At 55.7% G+C, this 16,035-nt stretch carries 14 protein-coding genes and 1 pseudogene; 9 read left to right on the forward strand and 6 right to left on the reverse strand.

The window, feature by feature from the left end; all coding sequences use genetic code 11:
* The first annotated feature begins 91 nt into the window (after window positions 1–91).
* Window positions 92–922, forward strand: a complete 831-nt coding sequence (locus ACIOTL_RS12835) for an SDR family NAD(P)-dependent oxidoreductase (RefSeq protein WP_400342965.1) — start codon at window positions 92–94, stop codon at window positions 920–922.
* Window positions 923–1,455: 533 nt separating this feature from the next.
* Here the strand turns inward: ACIOTL_RS12835 and ACIOTL_RS12840 are convergent.
* Window positions 1,456–2,037: a TetR/AcrR family transcriptional regulator gene (locus ACIOTL_RS12840; protein ID WP_400342967.1), complete on the reverse strand. Its 582-nt coding sequence runs from the start codon at window positions 2,035–2,037 to the stop codon at window positions 1,456–1,458.
* A gap of 143 nt (window positions 2,038–2,180) precedes the next feature.
* Between ACIOTL_RS12840 and ACIOTL_RS12845 the strand changes: the two genes are divergently transcribed.
* The 4 genes from ACIOTL_RS12845 (at window position 2,181) to ACIOTL_RS12860 (ending at window position 7,245) form a co-directional block, all read left to right on the forward strand.
* Complete coding sequence (locus tag ACIOTL_RS12845; protein ID WP_400342969.1) at window positions 2,181–3,650, forward strand: APC family permease; 1,470 nt, start codon at window positions 2,181–2,183, stop codon at window positions 3,648–3,650.
* A 39-nt stretch (window positions 3,651–3,689) separates the two neighbouring features.
* Window positions 3,690–4,022 carry a cupin domain-containing protein gene (locus tag ACIOTL_RS12850; RefSeq protein WP_400342971.1) on the forward strand — a complete coding sequence of 111 codons (333 nt, stop codon included), beginning with the start codon at window positions 3,690–3,692 and terminating at the stop codon, window positions 4,020–4,022.
* 11 nt (window positions 4,023–4,033) lie between these two features.
* Window positions 4,034–5,356: a flavin monoamine oxidase family protein gene (locus tag ACIOTL_RS12855; protein WP_400342973.1), complete on the forward strand. Its 1,323-nt coding sequence runs from the start codon at window positions 4,034–4,036 to the stop codon at window positions 5,354–5,356.
* A gap of 695 nt (window positions 5,357–6,051) precedes the next feature.
* Complete coding sequence (locus ACIOTL_RS12860; protein WP_400342974.1) at window positions 6,052–7,245, forward strand: M20 family metallopeptidase; 1,194 nt, start codon at window positions 6,052–6,054, stop codon at window positions 7,243–7,245.
* 113 nt (window positions 7,246–7,358) lie between these two features.
* Here the strand turns inward: ACIOTL_RS12860 and ACIOTL_RS12865 are convergent, their stop codons facing one another.
* Window positions 7,359–7,841, reverse strand: coding sequence for a hypothetical protein (locus tag ACIOTL_RS12865; RefSeq protein WP_400342976.1), 483 nt, complete (start codon window positions 7,839–7,841; stop codon window positions 7,359–7,361).
* Between the two features lie 446 nt (window positions 7,842–8,287).
* Window positions 8,288–9,432, reverse strand: a pseudogene (locus ACIOTL_RS12870) (IS3 family transposase).
* 203 nt (window positions 9,433–9,635) lie between these two features.
* Between ACIOTL_RS12870 and ACIOTL_RS12875 the strand changes: the two are divergent.
* Window positions 9,636–9,926 (forward strand): hypothetical protein, encoded by a 291-nt coding sequence (locus tag ACIOTL_RS12875; RefSeq protein ID WP_400342978.1) that lies wholly within the window; start codon window positions 9,636–9,638, stop codon window positions 9,924–9,926.
* A gap of 59 nt (window positions 9,927–9,985) precedes the next feature.
* Here the strand turns inward: ACIOTL_RS12875 and ACIOTL_RS12880 are convergent, their stop codons facing one another.
* Complete coding sequence (locus tag ACIOTL_RS12880; protein ID WP_400342980.1) at window positions 9,986–10,666, reverse strand: hypothetical protein; 681 nt, start codon at window positions 10,664–10,666, stop codon at window positions 9,986–9,988.
* A gap of 303 nt (window positions 10,667–10,969) precedes the next feature.
* Window positions 10,970–11,113, reverse strand: a complete 144-nt coding sequence (locus ACIOTL_RS12885; RefSeq protein ID WP_388024391.1) for a hypothetical protein — start codon at window positions 11,111–11,113, stop codon at window positions 10,970–10,972.
* A 415-nt stretch (window positions 11,114–11,528) separates the two neighbouring features.
* Here ACIOTL_RS12885 and ACIOTL_RS12890 point away from each other — a divergent pair, with 415 nt between their 5' ends.
* From ACIOTL_RS12890 to ACIOTL_RS12900, 3 genes are all read left to right on the forward strand, one after another.
* A complete protein-coding gene (locus ACIOTL_RS12890) occupies window positions 11,529–12,110 on the forward strand; it encodes a hypothetical protein (protein ID WP_400342982.1) in 582 nt (193 codons plus the stop codon).
* A gap of 236 nt (window positions 12,111–12,346) precedes the next feature.
* A complete protein-coding gene (locus ACIOTL_RS12895; protein ID WP_400342984.1) occupies window positions 12,347–12,940 on the forward strand; it encodes a recombinase family protein in 594 nt (197 codons plus the stop codon).
* On the forward strand, window positions 12,937–13,743 hold the full coding sequence (locus ACIOTL_RS12900; RefSeq protein WP_400342986.1) for an abortive infection family protein: 807 nt from the start codon (window positions 12,937–12,939) through the stop codon (window positions 13,741–13,743). Before ACIOTL_RS12895 ends, ACIOTL_RS12900 begins: the two co-directional genes overlap by 4 nt.
* 811 nt (window positions 13,744–14,554) lie before the next feature.
* Here ACIOTL_RS12900 and ACIOTL_RS12905 read toward each other — a convergent pair.
* Window positions 14,555–15,235, reverse strand: a complete 681-nt coding sequence (locus ACIOTL_RS12905; RefSeq protein ID WP_400342987.1) for a hypothetical protein — start codon at window positions 15,233–15,235, stop codon at window positions 14,555–14,557.
* Between the last annotated feature and the right edge of the window lie 800 nt (window positions 15,236–16,035).

Consider the following 16,035-nt stretch of genomic DNA (forward strand, 5'->3'; position numbering starts at 1 on the left):
CCGCACACCTGGGACCGTACCGGTGATGGCGTCGACAGCTCCTTATCCCCGCATCACCGGTAGCGGTTCCCTCCCACAGTAAGGACACCGAATGAACAAGAAGCCCGTAGCCATCGTCACCGGCGGAGGAACAGGCATCGGCGCCGCGACGGTGTCTGCACTCCGGGACCAGGGATGGAACGTTGTCGTTTGCGGACGGCGGTCCGAAACACTTGAGAAGGTCGCCCTATCCACCGGAGCAATCCCCGTGGTTGGCGACGCCGCCTCCGCAGCGGATGTGGACCGGCTGCTCAAGACCACCGTTGAACGGTTCGGATCCGTCGACGGCCTAGTGCTGAATGCCGGTATTGTGCGCCCCGGCAAGGTCGGGGAGTTAGCAACCGACGATTGGGACGCGATGGTCCGCACCAATCTGACCGGTCCCTTTCTCCTGGCCAAGGCGGCCATGCCGCATCTGATAGCCGCCGGAGGATCGATCGTAGGGATCGCCTCAGCATCCGCGCTCCGGGCCACCGCTGGCATTCCCGTATACAACGCCACCAAAGCCGGAATGGCAATGCTGATGGAGTCAATTGCCGTCGACTACGGGTCCTTCGGGATCCGCGCCAACACCGTTTGCCCGGGATGGACCAGGACTGAAATGGCCGACATGGAAATGGACGAATACGGTGCCGAACTCGGCCTTGAACGAGAGCAAGCCTACTCGGTGGCCACATCATTCGTGCCCAGCCAGCGTCCAGCCGAAGCGGCGGAAATCGGGAACGTGGTCTCGTGGCTGCTCTCCAAGCACGCCTCGTACATCAATGCGGCGGTGATCCCCGTAGACGGCGGGATGATTGCTGTCGACCCAGGGTCTCTAGCGCTGGATCCCCGGGCAACGATGTCCGCCAACCAGTCCTCCCAGTTTCCTGCCCACCCTTGAAACGGCCCTGGGCCGCTGAAGCTTACCGCACCACGCCAGCTGTGAACTGCAGTGCTTTTCCCGCTGATTCGCACCATTAGTTCGTGGGGTTGTGTTCAGGGGAATCAGTACGGTTGGTACGCCGCGCGTCCCCGACGAGCATGCACCAGGATCCCAGCGCGGTTGATGGACTCCGCGCAATGCTCAATCATGCCCTGCGTCAAATGATTGGGGTTTCAGTGATGGTCCGTTTCGACCCAAGTGTCATCGTGGTCCCGAGTCCCAGGAAGAAGTTGACCTTCACACGAATTTGCAGACCGCATCAGGGAAGCGTCTGAGCAACGACCGCCAATGACAACCGCGAACACCACCAAAGAGATATTGGCGATGATCATTAGCTTCTTGTCCTCGTTCACAGCGCCGTTGCTTTAGCATCCGATCTGGTACCGCTAAGTCGGCCTGCCACCCAGTGGACCGCAGGATTGCCAGGTCAGCTCACCACGCCTCTCGAACGATGACGGACAGACACGCTAGGCTACCGCAGAAATATCGCACTACCCAGACTGGCAATTTGCACTCAGGTTGGCCTCCAGCAGGGCACCGACGCATTCGATGGCTTCGCGCACCGCGTCGGGTTCAGCGACGGTGAGCTGCTGGAACACCAGCCCGTCGAGGGCGGCAAAGACGGCGCGTGCCAGCGGCCGGGTATTGGCGTGTCCGTGACGTTTCAGCGCCCGTTCGAGCGCCGCAATATACCCCTCGTAGAGCGTCACAGCGGCATCTCGGAGGTCGGGGCGGCGGCGTGCCTCGAGCACGAATTCGTACTGGAACAACTGCAGGTGCGGCTCGCTGCCGACCAGCTCAACGAGCGCACGGGCAAAGCCCCCATCGATCGTTTCAGCGGCCGAGAGGTCGCTGAGCCGGATGGCGCGTGACGTTGCCCAGGCCACAGCCTCATGGAGCAACGCGTCCTTCGTCCCGAAATGATGGCTGATTAGGGTGTTGTTGACCAGCGCAACCTCGCTGACCGCCCGGAACGTCAGGCCGCTGAGGCCACGTTCCGCGACCACAGTGACGGTGGCCGCGAGGAGCGCTTCCCTACCCTCGCCGTATTTGCTAATTCGCGTCGCTTTCACATACCGAGTCTAATCCACGGATGTGTCCCTTGACACAATGAACTAAGCAGATGCATAGTTTTAAATATGTGAGGACGAACACGTCTCCGCATCCGCGTGACCCGTACGCCGCGCGGTCCCAACTTGTGATCGAAAGGCCCCTCATGCCTGCATCGCTCGACCCCCACAACTCCGCTCCAGCGCTGCACCGCACCTTGCGGTGGCAAGACGCATTCGCCCTGGCGATGGCTGTCTCCGGAGGCCTCTTCGTATCCTTCGGCGCAACCATGGCCGCCATCGGCGCCCTTTCCGCACTCTTCATCTGGGCAATGGCCGCAGGCATCGGATGGGCACAAAACCACCTCTTCGCCGAAATGGCTTCCATGTTCCCCGACAAACCAGGTGGGGTGCCGATCTACGCGCATGAAGCCTGGAAAGGACGTTTCGCCCCCGCCGGTGCATTAGCGTCCTTTGGCTACTGGTTCGGCTGGTCGGCCGTCATCTCGATTGTCAGCCTCACCGCCGGCGCGATTATCCAGGCCCGCTGGTTCCCAGGGGCGTTGTGGGCCCTCGATCTGGGGATCCTGCAGGTCGGTCCTGCCCAGCTGATCGGGATCGGGCTGATCCTGGCGCTGATGGTGCCGAATCTTTTCGGCGCCCAGCCGGCAGCCTGGGTGAACAAGTTCTTCGGTGCCCTGTTGCTGATCCCGCTGCTCACCTTCGTGGTTGCCCCATTTGTCAGCGGCCAATGGGACGCAAGCAACCTGACCTGGGGCCTGGGGCAGGCCGGGGCCGACCATTGGGGTGGTTGGCAGGATGCAGCAGTTTGGCTTTACTTGATCGGCTGGACCGCCTATGGGACCGAAATGTGCGCCGCTTTTACTCCGGAATACCGCAGCACCAAGGACGCCCGCCGAGCCTTATCCAGCTCCGGCGCCTACACCTTCATGATGTTCGCCCTGGTACCGATTGGCGTTGGCGGACTTGTGACGCAAGCCGATGCCGCCGCCGACCCCTCAGCGGTATTTGTCAGCGGCTTCGCCGCGATGCTGCCCGCCGGCTTCGCCGGAGACATTGCACTGCTCATCACCATCGGGGCACTGCTCATGGGAGTGAACGCCAGTATGGCCGACGGATCGCGTGCACTCTACGGTGCGGCAGTCGACGGGCTTGTTCCCCGCCAGTTCGAGAAACTCAACCGACACAAGGTACCGGCCCGCGCCACCGTCACCGCTGTGGTCATGAACATCCTGCTTGTCCTCTTTGTATCCAACCCCATCTCCATTCTCGTGGCGGCCAACATCGGCTATCTCCTGGCCATCCTGCTTGCCGTCTCGGGCTTCCTCCTTCTCCGTCTGGACCGGCCCAACGCCTTCCGAAGCTTCAAGCTCGGCCGATGGGCTATCCCTCTGTCCATCATTCTCACCGTATATGGCGCAGCTGTCCTGGTGGTCGGAGCCTCCTCATCCCACATTTCCGGATATGGAGGGCCCGTTGAACTGGGCATCGGAATCGGCATTCTCCTGCTTTCCCTGATCCTGTTTGTGATCAGACGCCGCATCCAGGACAGGCTCCCTCTGCTGCGCGAACCACGGCCCAGCGAAGAACTCGAATTCCACAACACCCAATCCTAAAAACGTCGTTTTCCGACCGATCGAAAGAAGAGAAGCATCATGTCGCAGATATTCCATGCCAAGCACACCCCCACCGCATTCGAGCCGTTCGAGCTCGGCACCGTTCAATGGCTGCGCCGCAACGGAGACAACGGGAATCAGGCTCTCGCCTCCGGTATCTGGAGTGTCTCCCCCGAGGAAGCCCCCGAACCCTTCGACCTGCCCATCGGCGAAGACGAAACCATCTACATCGTCTCCGGCCACATTCGCATCGAGGTCCAAGGCGGGGACACAATCGACCTCACCGCCGACTCCATGGCCTCGCTGTCCAAGGGCGCAATGACCCGCTGGACCATCATCGAGCCCACCATCGAATTCTTCGTCTACAGCTAAGGAACACCACCATGGACAACTCTGACGTCCTCATCATCGGTGCAGGTTTCGCCGGACTGACCGCAGCCCGCGAACTTTCTCGCCACGGATACAAAACCACCATCCTCGAAGCCCGCGACCGCATCGCCGGACGCACCCACCTCGAGGAACATCTGGGCAGAAACCTGGAACTCGGTGGCACTTGGGTCCATTGGACCCAGCCTTACGTCTGGGCCGAAATGGGCCGATACGGGATCCACCCCGTCTCCGGCCCCGACTTCACCCAGGCTTACTGGAGCACGGGGAACCAACAGCACACGGGGCATCCCGATGAACTAATGGACCTGCTCGATGCGCCCAATCAAGCGTTGCTGGCCGACTCGCGCAAATACTTTCCGCTGCCTTGGTCTCCGTTGTCCAACCCCGAGATCACCAACATCGACGGCGTCACGCTCTCCGAAGCCATCGACCACTTGGACCTGCCCGCGGACCAACGACAGCTGCTGCGCTCATTCTGGACCCTGAACTTCAACGGCGCCTTGGACCAAGCCGCCTACACGCAAGCGTTGCGCTGGTGCGCCGCGGCCAGCGGTTCCTGGCAGTTGATGTTCGAGACCTGCGCAACCTTCAAGATCGAGGGCGGAACCCGTCGACTCGCCGAGGCCATCCTGGCCGATTCCAACGCCGAGCTATTGCTAGAACATCCAGTTGCATCCATCCATCGGGACGCCGACGGGGTCGTCGTCCGAACCATCAGCGGCCACCGGTTCACCGCCCGCCAACTCATCCTGGCGGTACCTCTGAGCACCCTGAACGACATCGACATCCAGCCCGAACTCTCCGCGACGAAGCGGGAGGCCGCGACCCGCAGCCATGCCGGACGCGGCGCCAAGCTCTGGGTCAAGGTCAAGGGACAGCAGGAACGCTTCGTCGCCATGGGCCCCGAGGACGCACCCCTGAATTTTGTCCAGGTCGAGTACATCGATGCAAACACCACCACACTGGTCTGCTTCGGCCCCGTTGCCGCGGCGGTCGACGTCACCGACACAGCAGCCGCCCAGCGCATTCTCGATGAACTCGTCCCGGGCCTGGAAGTACTGGAAATCGCAGGCCACAACTGGGTCGATGACAAATATGCCCGCTCCACCTGGTCCATGCACTACACCGGCTACCTCACCGAATCCCTCGCCGAACTCCAGCGCCCCGAGGGACGAATCCGCATCGCCGGTTCGGACATCGCCAACGGCTGGGGAGGATTCATTGACGGTGCCATCGAAAGCGGCCTCGACGCAGCCCGAACCGTGGCTGAGCAACTCGAAAATCAACTAAGGAGCAGTGCTGTCTTGACCGTCTAGAATCTTTCGCCTGAATGCCGGTCCCTGCTAAACGGTTCGCCTCGCTTTCTCTCAGGAGAGGGGTGAGGAACACGCTATGAGCCTTCCATCCACCGCGACCACAGGGGCGACCTTATTGGGCTTCCTCCCCGTAATTCAGCCCTTCACGGGAGGACGGGAGATCAAGAACCCCGCGGCCGTTGCCCTCGTCGGGCTGGCCTCGGAACACATCATCGCGGATCAGCCGGTAGCAAAACTGGCTGGAATTTCGGGGGCTCCCTGCTCCTGCAGCCGTCTGTCATCTAATTTGGCAGGTGAAAGTTCAGCAGTGAGGCGTCTTGCAGCCAATGGGTGCAAGACGCCTCAACGATTGCCACTCCTCCGGCTGAGAATCCCTGATATAAGGGCACACTGACGATGAGCGAGGCGAGTGTCACGGATGTTCAGCTGAAAAGTGCGAACACTTCTGGATTCGTGGACGAAGAATTTAGGCTTCTCATCGGGAAAGTTGTGAGATGCAACAAAAAGCATCGTGACAGCTTGACGGCGGCACAACCGCGAAGCGTATAGTCGCTGGCGTGCTAAATAGATTCAAATCGCTCGTAGTAAAAGCTTTGATCAGTGCTTACTTAAAGATTGAGTCATCGGCATAGTCATCTCTAAGCAACTCGAGGTCCACTGCCCGTCCGTCGACGACGCCTACGAAAGGCTGATTAATGACCACTGCCGACTTTACCGCTGATGCACAAACCATACTTCCCGAACTGATTAAACTGCGCCGCGCGCTGCATGCGGACCCCGAACTCGGTCTCGATCTGCCCCGCACCCAGCAGAAGGTGCTCGACGCCCTCGAAGGGCTGCCGTTGGAAATCACCACCGGCACGCGCACCAGCTCGGTCACCGCAGTGCTTCGAGGAGAACGGCCCGGCCCGACCGTCCTGCTTCGTGGCGACATGGACGCATTGCCGATTCTCGAAGAAACCCATCTGGACTTCGCCTCCTCCAATGGCAACATGCACGCCTGCGGCCACGATCTGCATACCGCCGGACTAGTTGGGGCAGCCAAGTTGCTGTCGGCTCACCAAAGTGAACTTCATGGCTCGGTCATCTTCATGTTCCAGCCAGGAGAAGAGGGCTACGGTGGCGCCAAGATCATGCTCGAAGAAGGACTGCTTTCTGCAGCCGGCGAACCTCCTGTCGCCGCCTACGCGGTCCATGTGGGCCCCGGTCCACGCGGAGTCTTCGCAACACGAGGCGGCCCGGTGGCTGCCGGATCGAACCAACTGAGCGTCACATTACATGGACGTGGCGGACATGGCTCGCAACCCCACCAGACCTTGGATCCAGTTCCTGCAGCGGCCGAACTCATCCTGGCGTTGCAGAGCTTCGTGACTCGACGATTCAATGCCTTCGACCCGGTAGTCCTCTCGACCACCCGGCTTTCCACCGGAGATGGTGCTATCAACGTCATCCCTGAAAGCGTCGAGCTGGCGGCGACTATCCGCACCATGTCCCACGAATCGCTGGCTGTTTTGGAGGAAGGCCTGCCACGTGTCATCAATGGTGTGGCAGCAGCCCATGAGCTCACCGCAGACGTGAGTTTTGAAATGATCTACCCGGTGACCGTGAACGATCCGATTGAGACCGAAGCGGCACTGGAAACGATGCGCGAAATCTACGGTGTACAGCGCGTGGCGATCATGCCATCACCAATGATGGGATCTGAGGATTTCGCTTTTGTGCTCGATGAAGTTCCCGGCACATTCATCGCGCTGCTGGCCACTCCACCGGAGTTGAACGCGTCGGAAGCAGAGTGGAATCACTCGCCACGTGTCGTCTTTGATGACGCGGTGCTCGCAGATCAGGCCGCAGCCCTGGCAGCCATCGCTTTTCAGCGAACCGCACGCTGAACTTCGGAGCTGCGCGCTAATTTTTGAGAATCACGGTGGTTTGCGTCCCCCGCATACTCAAACCCGGCGCGCAGCGCCGTTCTGATTGACGCCGCATTATCAACGTGCACGCGTCATTGAGGAATCAGGCCGGCATCCATCGCGTGCTTCTGAGCAAAAGCGACAGATTGAAAACCGAGTCCACTTCGACGATTGGCAGGTGCTACTAGCGCGCCGAGGTGGTCCAGCTTTCCTTCCCACACGTCATAGCCAGCACCCGCCACAGGAAGCGAATCACGTTCTGATTCACTGAGCAATATGAAGGTATTCTCCATCTCACTCAAGCCGACTTCCGCGGTGTCCTCGTCTGGACAGGCTGTTTCTAGATCAACAGCGTGCGCTCGTGCACGGCTCAGCTCGGCGTTTGGGTTTGGCAATGATGGAGCTGAATCACTGAAGTACAGCTTCGCCTCCCCGAGAGCCCGCCCACCATAGGGAGTGCTGAGTTCCAAAAGTTTCGCGTGGCTGGCCAGTTCCGAATCGGGTAGCTCTCGGCCAGCTTCTAACGCCCATGAAGGACCAACCAAAACCCCGGTGCCAAATAATGAAACGAACATGAGTGCCGAGCTATCGTTCTTCTCGCGATAAACACGGTCCTCACCCCCTGGTGACTGCACGTGCCTTGACTTCAGGGGCGTACTGCTTGGGCATACTTTCCGTTCTCTCAATAGAAAACGGCATAAAACCCGGGACCACTCAACATGCATTAGATGCACGAAGCCTGTGTTCGCAAGAGCGCCCAGCGGCAAGAGCAGTCGCGGCCCTTGAGAGCGGCGAAACGCGCAAAGTCCGCCTTACGTACCGATACGGTGGATGTGCTGATGGACGGGAGTTCTCGCCGGTACTTCGATTCCCGTGGTCTATAAGCCGACAATGTACGTTATGTAAAGTAGAAAAGATCTTATTTGCTTTCAACGCATATCGTGAGGATTTGCGTAAGAGCCAATGCCTTTCAACTCTGCTTGAATTGAAGTTGGTTGGGTCCCTTTAAGCAGTCCAGCAGCTATGTGATAGCTAACTGATTCCCTCTAACCCATTCATCCCAAAACCGGGACGGCGTCAACCCATCCAAAGACCCATGGGGACCTCATGATTGTAAATGTCTTTCCATTCATCAGCCAAATACTTCGCATCCGCCATAGTGTCCATGATTTCCCCGGAAAGTTGTTCACGACGGAACTGCGCATTGAACGACTCAATAAAACCGTTCTGCCAAGGCGAACCAGGATCGATAAACGCAATGGACACCCCTACACTGTTGCACCAATCCACCAGCGCGCCAGCCGTGAACTCAGGACCGTTATCACACCGCACGAACATCGGCTGGATCCCGGTTTCAGCAATGATGCCCTCTAATACAGCCACCACATCAGCAGCCTTAAAAGCACGGCGGGGAATGATCGCCAAAGCGGTCCGCGTGTACTCATCGATGATATTAAAGAACCGGATATGACGGCCACAAGAGGCGACATCCGATTGGAAATCAAAGCTCAGTACATGCATCGGATACTCGGCGGTCAAACGCTTCTGATCCCCCGCATCTGGGCGGCGCGACTCTTCTTACGACATCTGGGCTTACAGACCAGGCCTTCTTCTCGCCATAGTCGTCGGATGAGCTTGCTGTTCAAGACAGTGTCTTTCCACCGTTCGGTGGCCAGCAAGTGCCAGCGGGCCTTGCGCCACCCCCAGGCCGGATGCTTAGACGCGATGGCCCTCAGGTCGGCTCGTAGCTGCGCTTCGTCAAAGCTCATCGGTGATTTCTTCTTACGAAGTGCAGAGCGGTTCTGGCCCAGAACTTGGCAGGCGAAGCGTTCGGACGCCGGCGAATTCATCCATTGCCATCCGTATGGCGCGGCGGCGTGGTTCGGGGCCTAGAATTTTCCCTTGGCTACCTCGGTGAGGATGTCGTTGGCGAGCATTTGATCAGCGAGCAGCTTCTTGAGGCGCGCGTATTCCTTCTCTAACTCCTTGGTACGTTTGCTGGCTTCAGCGTTTTTCTCTGAACCGTATTGGTTGAGCCAGCGGTACCAAGTAGCTTCGGTGATCTGAAGTTCTTTGATGACCTCGATCATCTTGTGGCCTTCGTTGAGCATCTTTTGTCCTTGACGGACTTTAGCGATGACCTGGTCTGGTGTGTCTGCGTGCCATTTTTCTGTGATTCCTCCTGTGTCCATTGTTGGACACGAGTACTCACATAGTCACTGGACTACTTTCCGGGGACCCAACCGGCGGCGGAAACTGGCTTCCCTGTCGCTCCCCGACCAGAAGTAAGAGGAACTATTACTCGTTCTATTGTAGTATTCTCAAGTGGCGCAGTGCCGTGTACCTTTGACCTACCTTAGACTTGGTGCATGGAATTTTATGAAACTACTCACGGCGAGCCTCGCGATAGTCTAGATGATCCGATTTACAGAATTCAGTTTTGGGAGCGCCTCGACCCCTCGTGCGGCTGGAATCTTCAGTCCTGGCTTCTTGGTGAAGCCCAAGACGTGACTGAAGTCCTAAAGTGGGCGACTCTAAACGCTCGTGGCCGCCTATTCGAAGTTTTTGTTGAGACAGAAGTTGAAGAATATAGAGGTTACCAGATTCCGCGTACTTGTGGTTATATAAAAATATATGGAATAAATCCCAATGAGTCATAGTTATCGAATGCAAAATATGCGCCTGAGAATTTTATTCTCAGGCGCATATTTTGTTCAGATTATTGTTCTTGGGGCACAAACGTTAGCTCAATGGATTCCGCAGGTATACCCACTGGTGCGATTGACGCTTTTAGTCCACATGCCACGCCGGTAGTTTTTCCGTAAGCGCTGTATTTGGCAGGTCCATCTAATTTATAGCCCGGTGGTGCTACTAGAACTCCTTGAGCCCAGCCGCGGAAATCAGCTGGTCCTTCTTTGCAAGAAACAGCTCGATTGGCCCTAATCGTTGGTTTGTTAGTCTTGGAAACAGCTGGAGCACCCCATTGCTTATAATTTGGTTTCGTTCTAACTAAAGAATAATGGAGCGTCAATTTACTTGCATTAACTTTTTTATTTGTAGCTGCGTTTTTACACGTAATAACAGCCACACCGTTAATGGTTCCCGCAACATGATGTGAACCGTGAACGTATTGAATATCTAAACTGCATCGAATTATCGGTTTTAGAACCCTCGTGGCGGCAGTCTCACTAGGAGTGATCGTTTCTTCGACGACTGTAATCATGGATTCGTCTCCAGTGAAAGTACTGTTGCCAAATTGATCTTCAACTGGGGCAAGGAAGCCCTCTTTGTTTCCTTCGACAGTTCGCTCGAAGAACTCTCGAGTGTTTGTGGTCTCTGCCGAAGAATCTTCGACGGAAGCATTGGCTGGAACAGCTGTTGAAAAAAGCAATGCCAACATTCCGACCGAAGTGAATATTTTAGTCCTTATGGACGCCATCCTCGCCTCGCAATTCAGAAGGTAGTAATAAGTCAGACCTTAAGATTAAGGTGCTCTGCGTAACATTAGTCGAACTTGTCGAAGATACAAATTTTATACTTTTCGATTTAGCAACACTGTATGAAGGCCCTTTTTACAAGGAGACTACTATTTATGTCGGAGCATGATCATAAGAATCTTCTAAAGAGAAATTATCGAATTTTCCACGAATGAGCATTTGAGGTTAAGTAGAGGACTTGTTCAATCTCTGTGGAGTAGTTCTTACTACCGCGGGGTCCGTTGGTTGGCGGCAGTGAAGTCGATCAGCGAGGTAAACCGTGCCCGCCTCGTCTCATCGAGTACCTGCCGGTGCGTATCGATACTCCACTCCGTGGGGTCCTCCAACAAGACGATCTTCGGAATAGACATTGTCTCGTTTCGGCATGGTCTCCGCTGCTTGAGCACCCACCGATGCAATCTCCATCATGGGAGCGGAGTCTGCCGTTGGTCTCCTGAAACTCCGGAACTCCAACCGAAAGCTTTCGCCAACTGACCGTCGGACGGTCCACTCCCCCTAGCAGCTAGTGCTGCTCCATGTGTGGCATGGGTGCCGGCTTCGTATCTCTCCCGTGATTTGGAGCGTGCGTGGATGGTGGTGCATTGTCAGTGGCTTAAGTCTGATCTTTCATGCATGGTCGGGCCAGCCATACAAACTAAGCTACTCCTGGAATGTGCGACAGCGAAGAAGGAAACTACGTACCTGTGTGAGTCAGCGGAGCATAGGTTGGTTCACTACCGCGAACACAGCTGGTTACTTGGATCGGAGTTGATTGCATTTTAAATTATGGCTCCGAGAGTGCAATGGATGCTTGACTCGATCACCATGTCGGCGGATTTCGTGCGTAACGGGCGCCTAGACGCTATTGGTCCTAATGCTTTGGTTCGTGCTCTGCACGCGCCAATGTTCGAGAGCTTTACGGCAACGAATGGGTGGGCGAATTTTGCTCGCTACCATTTTTTGGACGAGTCTTCGAAAGATTTCTTTGTGGAGTGGGAGGCAGGAGATGCGGCTACAGTCGCGTTATTAGGAGCGGAGGCTGGACGGGTACCTTACGACAAGGCATTGCAAGAATTGATCGGTGAGCTTACGACTAAAAGTAAGGAATTTGGTGGCTTCTGGGCTGCTCACGCGGTACGGATTCGTCATGAAGGTCTAAAGCGTTTTGCGCACACTATCGTCGGCGAGATTGAGCTCACCGACCAGTCGGCGGACTTGCAGATCGGGAATCGCAGTTCTCACGATATGTCTTTCTACACGGCGGAACCTGGCAGTGCCAGTGAAGAGCAACTGCGCGTGCTAGCGAGCTGGGATCTTCCGAGCGCGCAGTCAACGCCTTCGAGTGGTTCCCCAACTCATCAGGTATAGCGGGGTTCTCATAGCGCGTGGCCTGAAGAAATTGGTTCGATACCTTACATAGAAGTGGCTGCAATAAATGGGATTCAAAAACACTCATTTTTGACACACTGATCACTTGGTCGTTGTGAAAATTCCTGACAGCTGAAAATTCAACAGATTTCGAGGAGCATTTAGTCGCATAACTCAGTGCCATAACTATGCGTCGATACATCGCCTATCCCACGAGTATGGATACATTTAGGCCCATGGGACACCTCCTCGGATACGCCAGAGTCTCCACCGGCGACCAAGACGCACAACTTCAACTCGACGCACTGACCAAAGCGGGGTGCCATCGCATATTCACCGACACGGCATCCGGCTCACTCGAGTCTCGGCCCGAGCTCGATAAGCTCCTGGATCAGATCCGCCCCGGCGACACTCTAGTGGCCTGGCGCCTCGACCGCCTCGGTCGCTCCATCCGCCATCTGATCAACCACATGGACGCGCTGCAGCAACAAGGCATCGATTTCAAATCCCTGCAAGAGAACATCGACACTAGTTCTTCAGGCGGCCGGCTTGTGTTCAACATCTTCGCGTCCCTGGCGGAATTCGAACGCGACCTCATCCGCGAGCGCACCAACGCCGGCCTAGCAACGGCGCGGGCACGTGGCCGCACAGGAGGGCGCCCCTCATCTCTCTCCCCCGACAAGCTTCGCGCTGCGAAGAGGATGTACGAACAGCGCGACATGACCGTGGCACAAATTGGCGAAGTTCTCGGCGTCAGTCGCAGTACCGTTTACAGGGCGTTGCAGAAGTCCAGCCTGAAGCAAACGAAGACAGGCACAATTGGTACATGAGTTCACCGCTAAATGATCAGATTGCAGGAGCTATTGGGCAGTTCTTCTTGGCTGGGGATGGCCCTTCGCATTCCGTTTTGACACGAGTTTTCAAGACCGCGGGCATGTCAGATCATGACCCCTACGATCCGGAAACCCAGACACCGAATAAACAACAACGTGTACTTGCTGTAGCTAGTGTCGGATCCCGCAAATCCGAAACAGCACGAAAACTCGTTGATAGCTTGCTCAATGCACTCAGACTCCATGGCTCATTTAGCCTTTCTGAAGACCAGCAGAGAGTTGATACTCTGCGATCCGCACTTACCCACAGTGGATGGGGTTTAACGACTGATGGACGCCTAGAACAGCTAGGAAAGATTGATTTCGAAACTGGTGGCCGTGCAGCCCTCGACGAGCAGCTTAATCGATTGCGCAGAAATGTGGACGACCCGGCAGCTGTCTTGGGCGGAGCAAAGGAGCTCTTGGAGGCAATAGCCAAGTTTGTTCTCGAAGAAGGCGGTCTCCCCCTGGATCCGAGGGTCCCATTCCCTGGTCTCATTGAAATATCGTTCGAGCGTCTAGGTTTGCTCCCCGCCGTAGTTAACAACTCTGTCGAGGGGTCAAAACAAATCCATGACATCTACAGGTCAGCTAAGAAGATAATTATCGCCGTCAACGAATTAAGAAACCTGCAAGGGACTGGGCACGGCAGAACGCTCCCGACAGGAGTAACTGTGGAAGCAGCTCGTTACGTTATTCGAGAAGCAACGCACGTTGCCGAGCTCATGTTAACAACCCATGATCGACAAATGGGCCGTTAAGCACTTTTATCGGTTCTGATCATGCGCGAAGTATGAAAATACTGAATGCAGATATCCTACAACTGAATGGTTGCAGGAAGTCTCAACGGGCACCACTCCCCCGCGAAAAATCCACGGATGCTCAATGGTTCAAAATTCTCGCAACTATTTTATGCAACTGATATCACAGATATGATGTATCCACCATTAGTTGCGAAACACTTTCGACGGACTGATGGCCAGGCTGATCGGGTACGCCCGCCCAAGGGGTGGTTCTCCAGCTCCTTAACAAGTTTCAGCACCCCCACCCCCGGGTGCGTACTGATCGTAGAATCTGGCAGCTGGGTCAGGATAACCATGCTTTTATGATGGCTCCGCTCATTGTCGCGCTCGGGTCAATATCGAAGAACGTGTCAGTTGCCGAAATTCTCAGCACTTTTGTCCGCAGGGTTGAGCACCTCCCGAGAACATGACCCGAAAAGAAACAACGTTAAGCGCAAGAATCGGTGGTTGAGAACTCCTTACGTGTTCATCAACCACCGATTACTTGTATCCGAACTAGATTGCAGTTTTCACCGTATCCGACTTGCTGTGGACTACAGCTAGAGCAATCCACAAAAGCACGGGTGCTCCAGTGACTGCAGCCGTGACGGCGAAAGGCAACACGGTGCTTGCAGTCAAAACGAATGCCGTACCCAGCACTGAGAGCACACTTGCTGCAAGTCCGACAATGAATCCTGCTTTCCTAGCTTCGCGGCTTACCTCCGCTACAGCCAAGACACCGGAAACAACAGCGGCCAGGGCCGCTATTAAGGAAACCGCGGTCAACCCATTAGCCCCGGTAAAAATTGATCCGACGGTAAAACACGCCGCCACAGTGATTTTCAGCCCTGTAGACATCCCGAACATTCCTCCATTTTGCATTGAGATCACCTTCCAAAAGAGAGCGGATTACTTTCCCCAAGGGGTCGCGCACCAAGCACCAGCTGCCGCGAGCGAGGCGGCCAGACCAACAACGCCCCCCCTTTATTGCCTGCTTACCCAAGAATTTCACCATAGTTTCACCAGCCTTTTTCCAATCCTTGCGGTTGAGGTATCCCAGAATCGTTCCTTCAGAAGCGCCGAAGAGGGTTGCGAACCCGGTGAAGTTCAGGACGCACTGGCCGTAATTTGCTGCTGAGGCAACTGGGATATTACCGATGTGAGTTTGCGGAACCTGGGCGCGGAACTGGGCAATGATCTGCCCGCCTTCTACTTCCCCAAAATGCTCGATAATGCTCTTTTCATCAACACGGAATGATCCATCTTCATTCTGGGTGATTCCGTGGGTGAAAAGCGCTTCAAGGTCCTTAGCCAACTTTTCCACTTCGGCATTCGACACCGAATCTTCGGCAATTGCCGTAGCCGCTGGATTGAGCTGGGCAGGCGTTGACGCGGACGCGGGAAGTGCTGTGAAGGTCAATCCACAAGTAAGGACGGCCGCAATCGAAGCATTCACAAACTTATTCTTCATTTTTGCTCTCCAAATGAGCATGAACTGCCCCAGCTGATTTCTGGAACATCTGTCCTCAAAACGTATCTAACTCAATTAGCTTAAGTCAACACTAATAGAGTGCACTATTGAAATCAGTGGTCATACTTAAGTGGTATGGCGACCTCGTTGAAAATGTGCTATCGCGCCATGCGATCACGTTCACTCTTGAACCCTAAGCCGCGTCTCATCTTGTTGAGTGGAAGGTCCACTGATGGTGATCGCGGTCCCGCAGGTATTCGGCCAACGCAGCCTACGATGTAATCCAGCTCGGGTGCCTTGCTTTCATTACGTTGTTGGCGGAGAGGCGAGATTCTGTCTGGCGTTTATATTTCATTTCTATGCACGCGTTCAACGAAACTTCGCTAGGAGGTGAAGCAATCCACACAGCTCGCGTTAGAGGCAACTACACGTACGGACAGGCATTCGTTGTGGCTGGGAACAGTCTCATGCCTGCGAGTGACGAACTTGTGAACACTCACCTGTTGGCCACTTTAGGTAACGCTCAAGAATGTCATGTTGCAGGAGGCGAAGATCCCTTTTCTTGCCGGACTGGCCTCGAAATTTCTAGCGAAGTACCACGTGGACTGCATCAGTCTGAGTGCTATCAGTGCTATTTCTTGTTGGGTCTACTGGGAAACTGCTTATCTGCACTTGTCGGATATACAAATCTTGCCTCAGTGTTTATCGCCACGACCATATGCGACCGGATCACTCGCCGAAAGTCAGATCTGACTCCGCATAGTCGCGCCCAGACAGTGTACGCGTGGCACGTCTGTGGG

This window comes from Glutamicibacter sp. NPDC087673, from assembly GCF_044743255.1.
Classification (GTDB): domain Bacteria; phylum Actinomycetota; class Actinomycetes; order Actinomycetales; family Micrococcaceae; genus Glutamicibacter.

What these genes read in the sequence shown, in the direction of transcription:
- ACIOTL_RS12835 (WP_400342965.1), top strand. Translation starts at nt 92, where the DNA reads ATGAACAAGAAGCCCGTAGCCATCGTCACCGGCGGAGGAACAGGCATC.
- ACIOTL_RS12845 (WP_400342969.1), top strand. Translation starts at nt 2,181, where the DNA reads ATGCCTGCATCGCTCGACCCCCACAACTCCGCTCCAGCGCTGCACCGC.
- ACIOTL_RS12850 (WP_400342971.1), top strand. Translation starts at nt 3,690, where the DNA reads ATGTCGCAGATATTCCATGCCAAGCACACCCCCACCGCATTCGAGCCG.
- ACIOTL_RS12855 (WP_400342973.1), top strand. Translation starts at nt 4,034, where the DNA reads ATGGACAACTCTGACGTCCTCATCATCGGTGCAGGTTTCGCCGGACTG.
- ACIOTL_RS12860 (WP_400342974.1), top strand. Translation starts at nt 6,052, where the DNA reads ATGACCACTGCCGACTTTACCGCTGATGCACAAACCATACTTCCCGAA.
- ACIOTL_RS12865 (WP_400342976.1), bottom strand. Translation starts at nt 7,841, where the DNA reads ATGTTCGTTTCATTATTTGGCACCGGGGTTTTGGTTGGTCCTTCATGG.
- ACIOTL_RS12875 (WP_400342978.1), top strand. Translation starts at nt 9,636, where the DNA reads ATGGAATTTTATGAAACTACTCACGGCGAGCCTCGCGATAGTCTAGAT.
- ACIOTL_RS12880 (WP_400342980.1), bottom strand. Translation starts at nt 10,666, where the DNA reads ATGTTGGCATTGCTTTTTTCAACAGCTGTTCCAGCCAATGCTTCCGTC.
- ACIOTL_RS12885 (WP_388024391.1), bottom strand. Translation starts at nt 11,113, where the DNA reads ATGTCTATTCCGAAGATCGTCTTGTTGGAGGACCCCACGGAGTGGAGT.
- ACIOTL_RS12890 (WP_400342982.1), top strand. Translation starts at nt 11,529, where the DNA reads ATGGCTCCGAGAGTGCAATGGATGCTTGACTCGATCACCATGTCGGCG.
- ACIOTL_RS12895 (WP_400342984.1), top strand. Translation starts at nt 12,347, where the DNA reads ATGGGACACCTCCTCGGATACGCCAGAGTCTCCACCGGCGACCAAGAC.
- ACIOTL_RS12900 (WP_400342986.1), top strand. Translation starts at nt 12,937, where the DNA reads ATGAGTTCACCGCTAAATGATCAGATTGCAGGAGCTATTGGGCAGTTC.
- ACIOTL_RS12905 (WP_400342987.1), bottom strand. Translation starts at nt 15,235, where the DNA reads ATGAAGAATAAGTTTGTGAATGCTTCGATTGCGGCCGTCCTTACTTGT.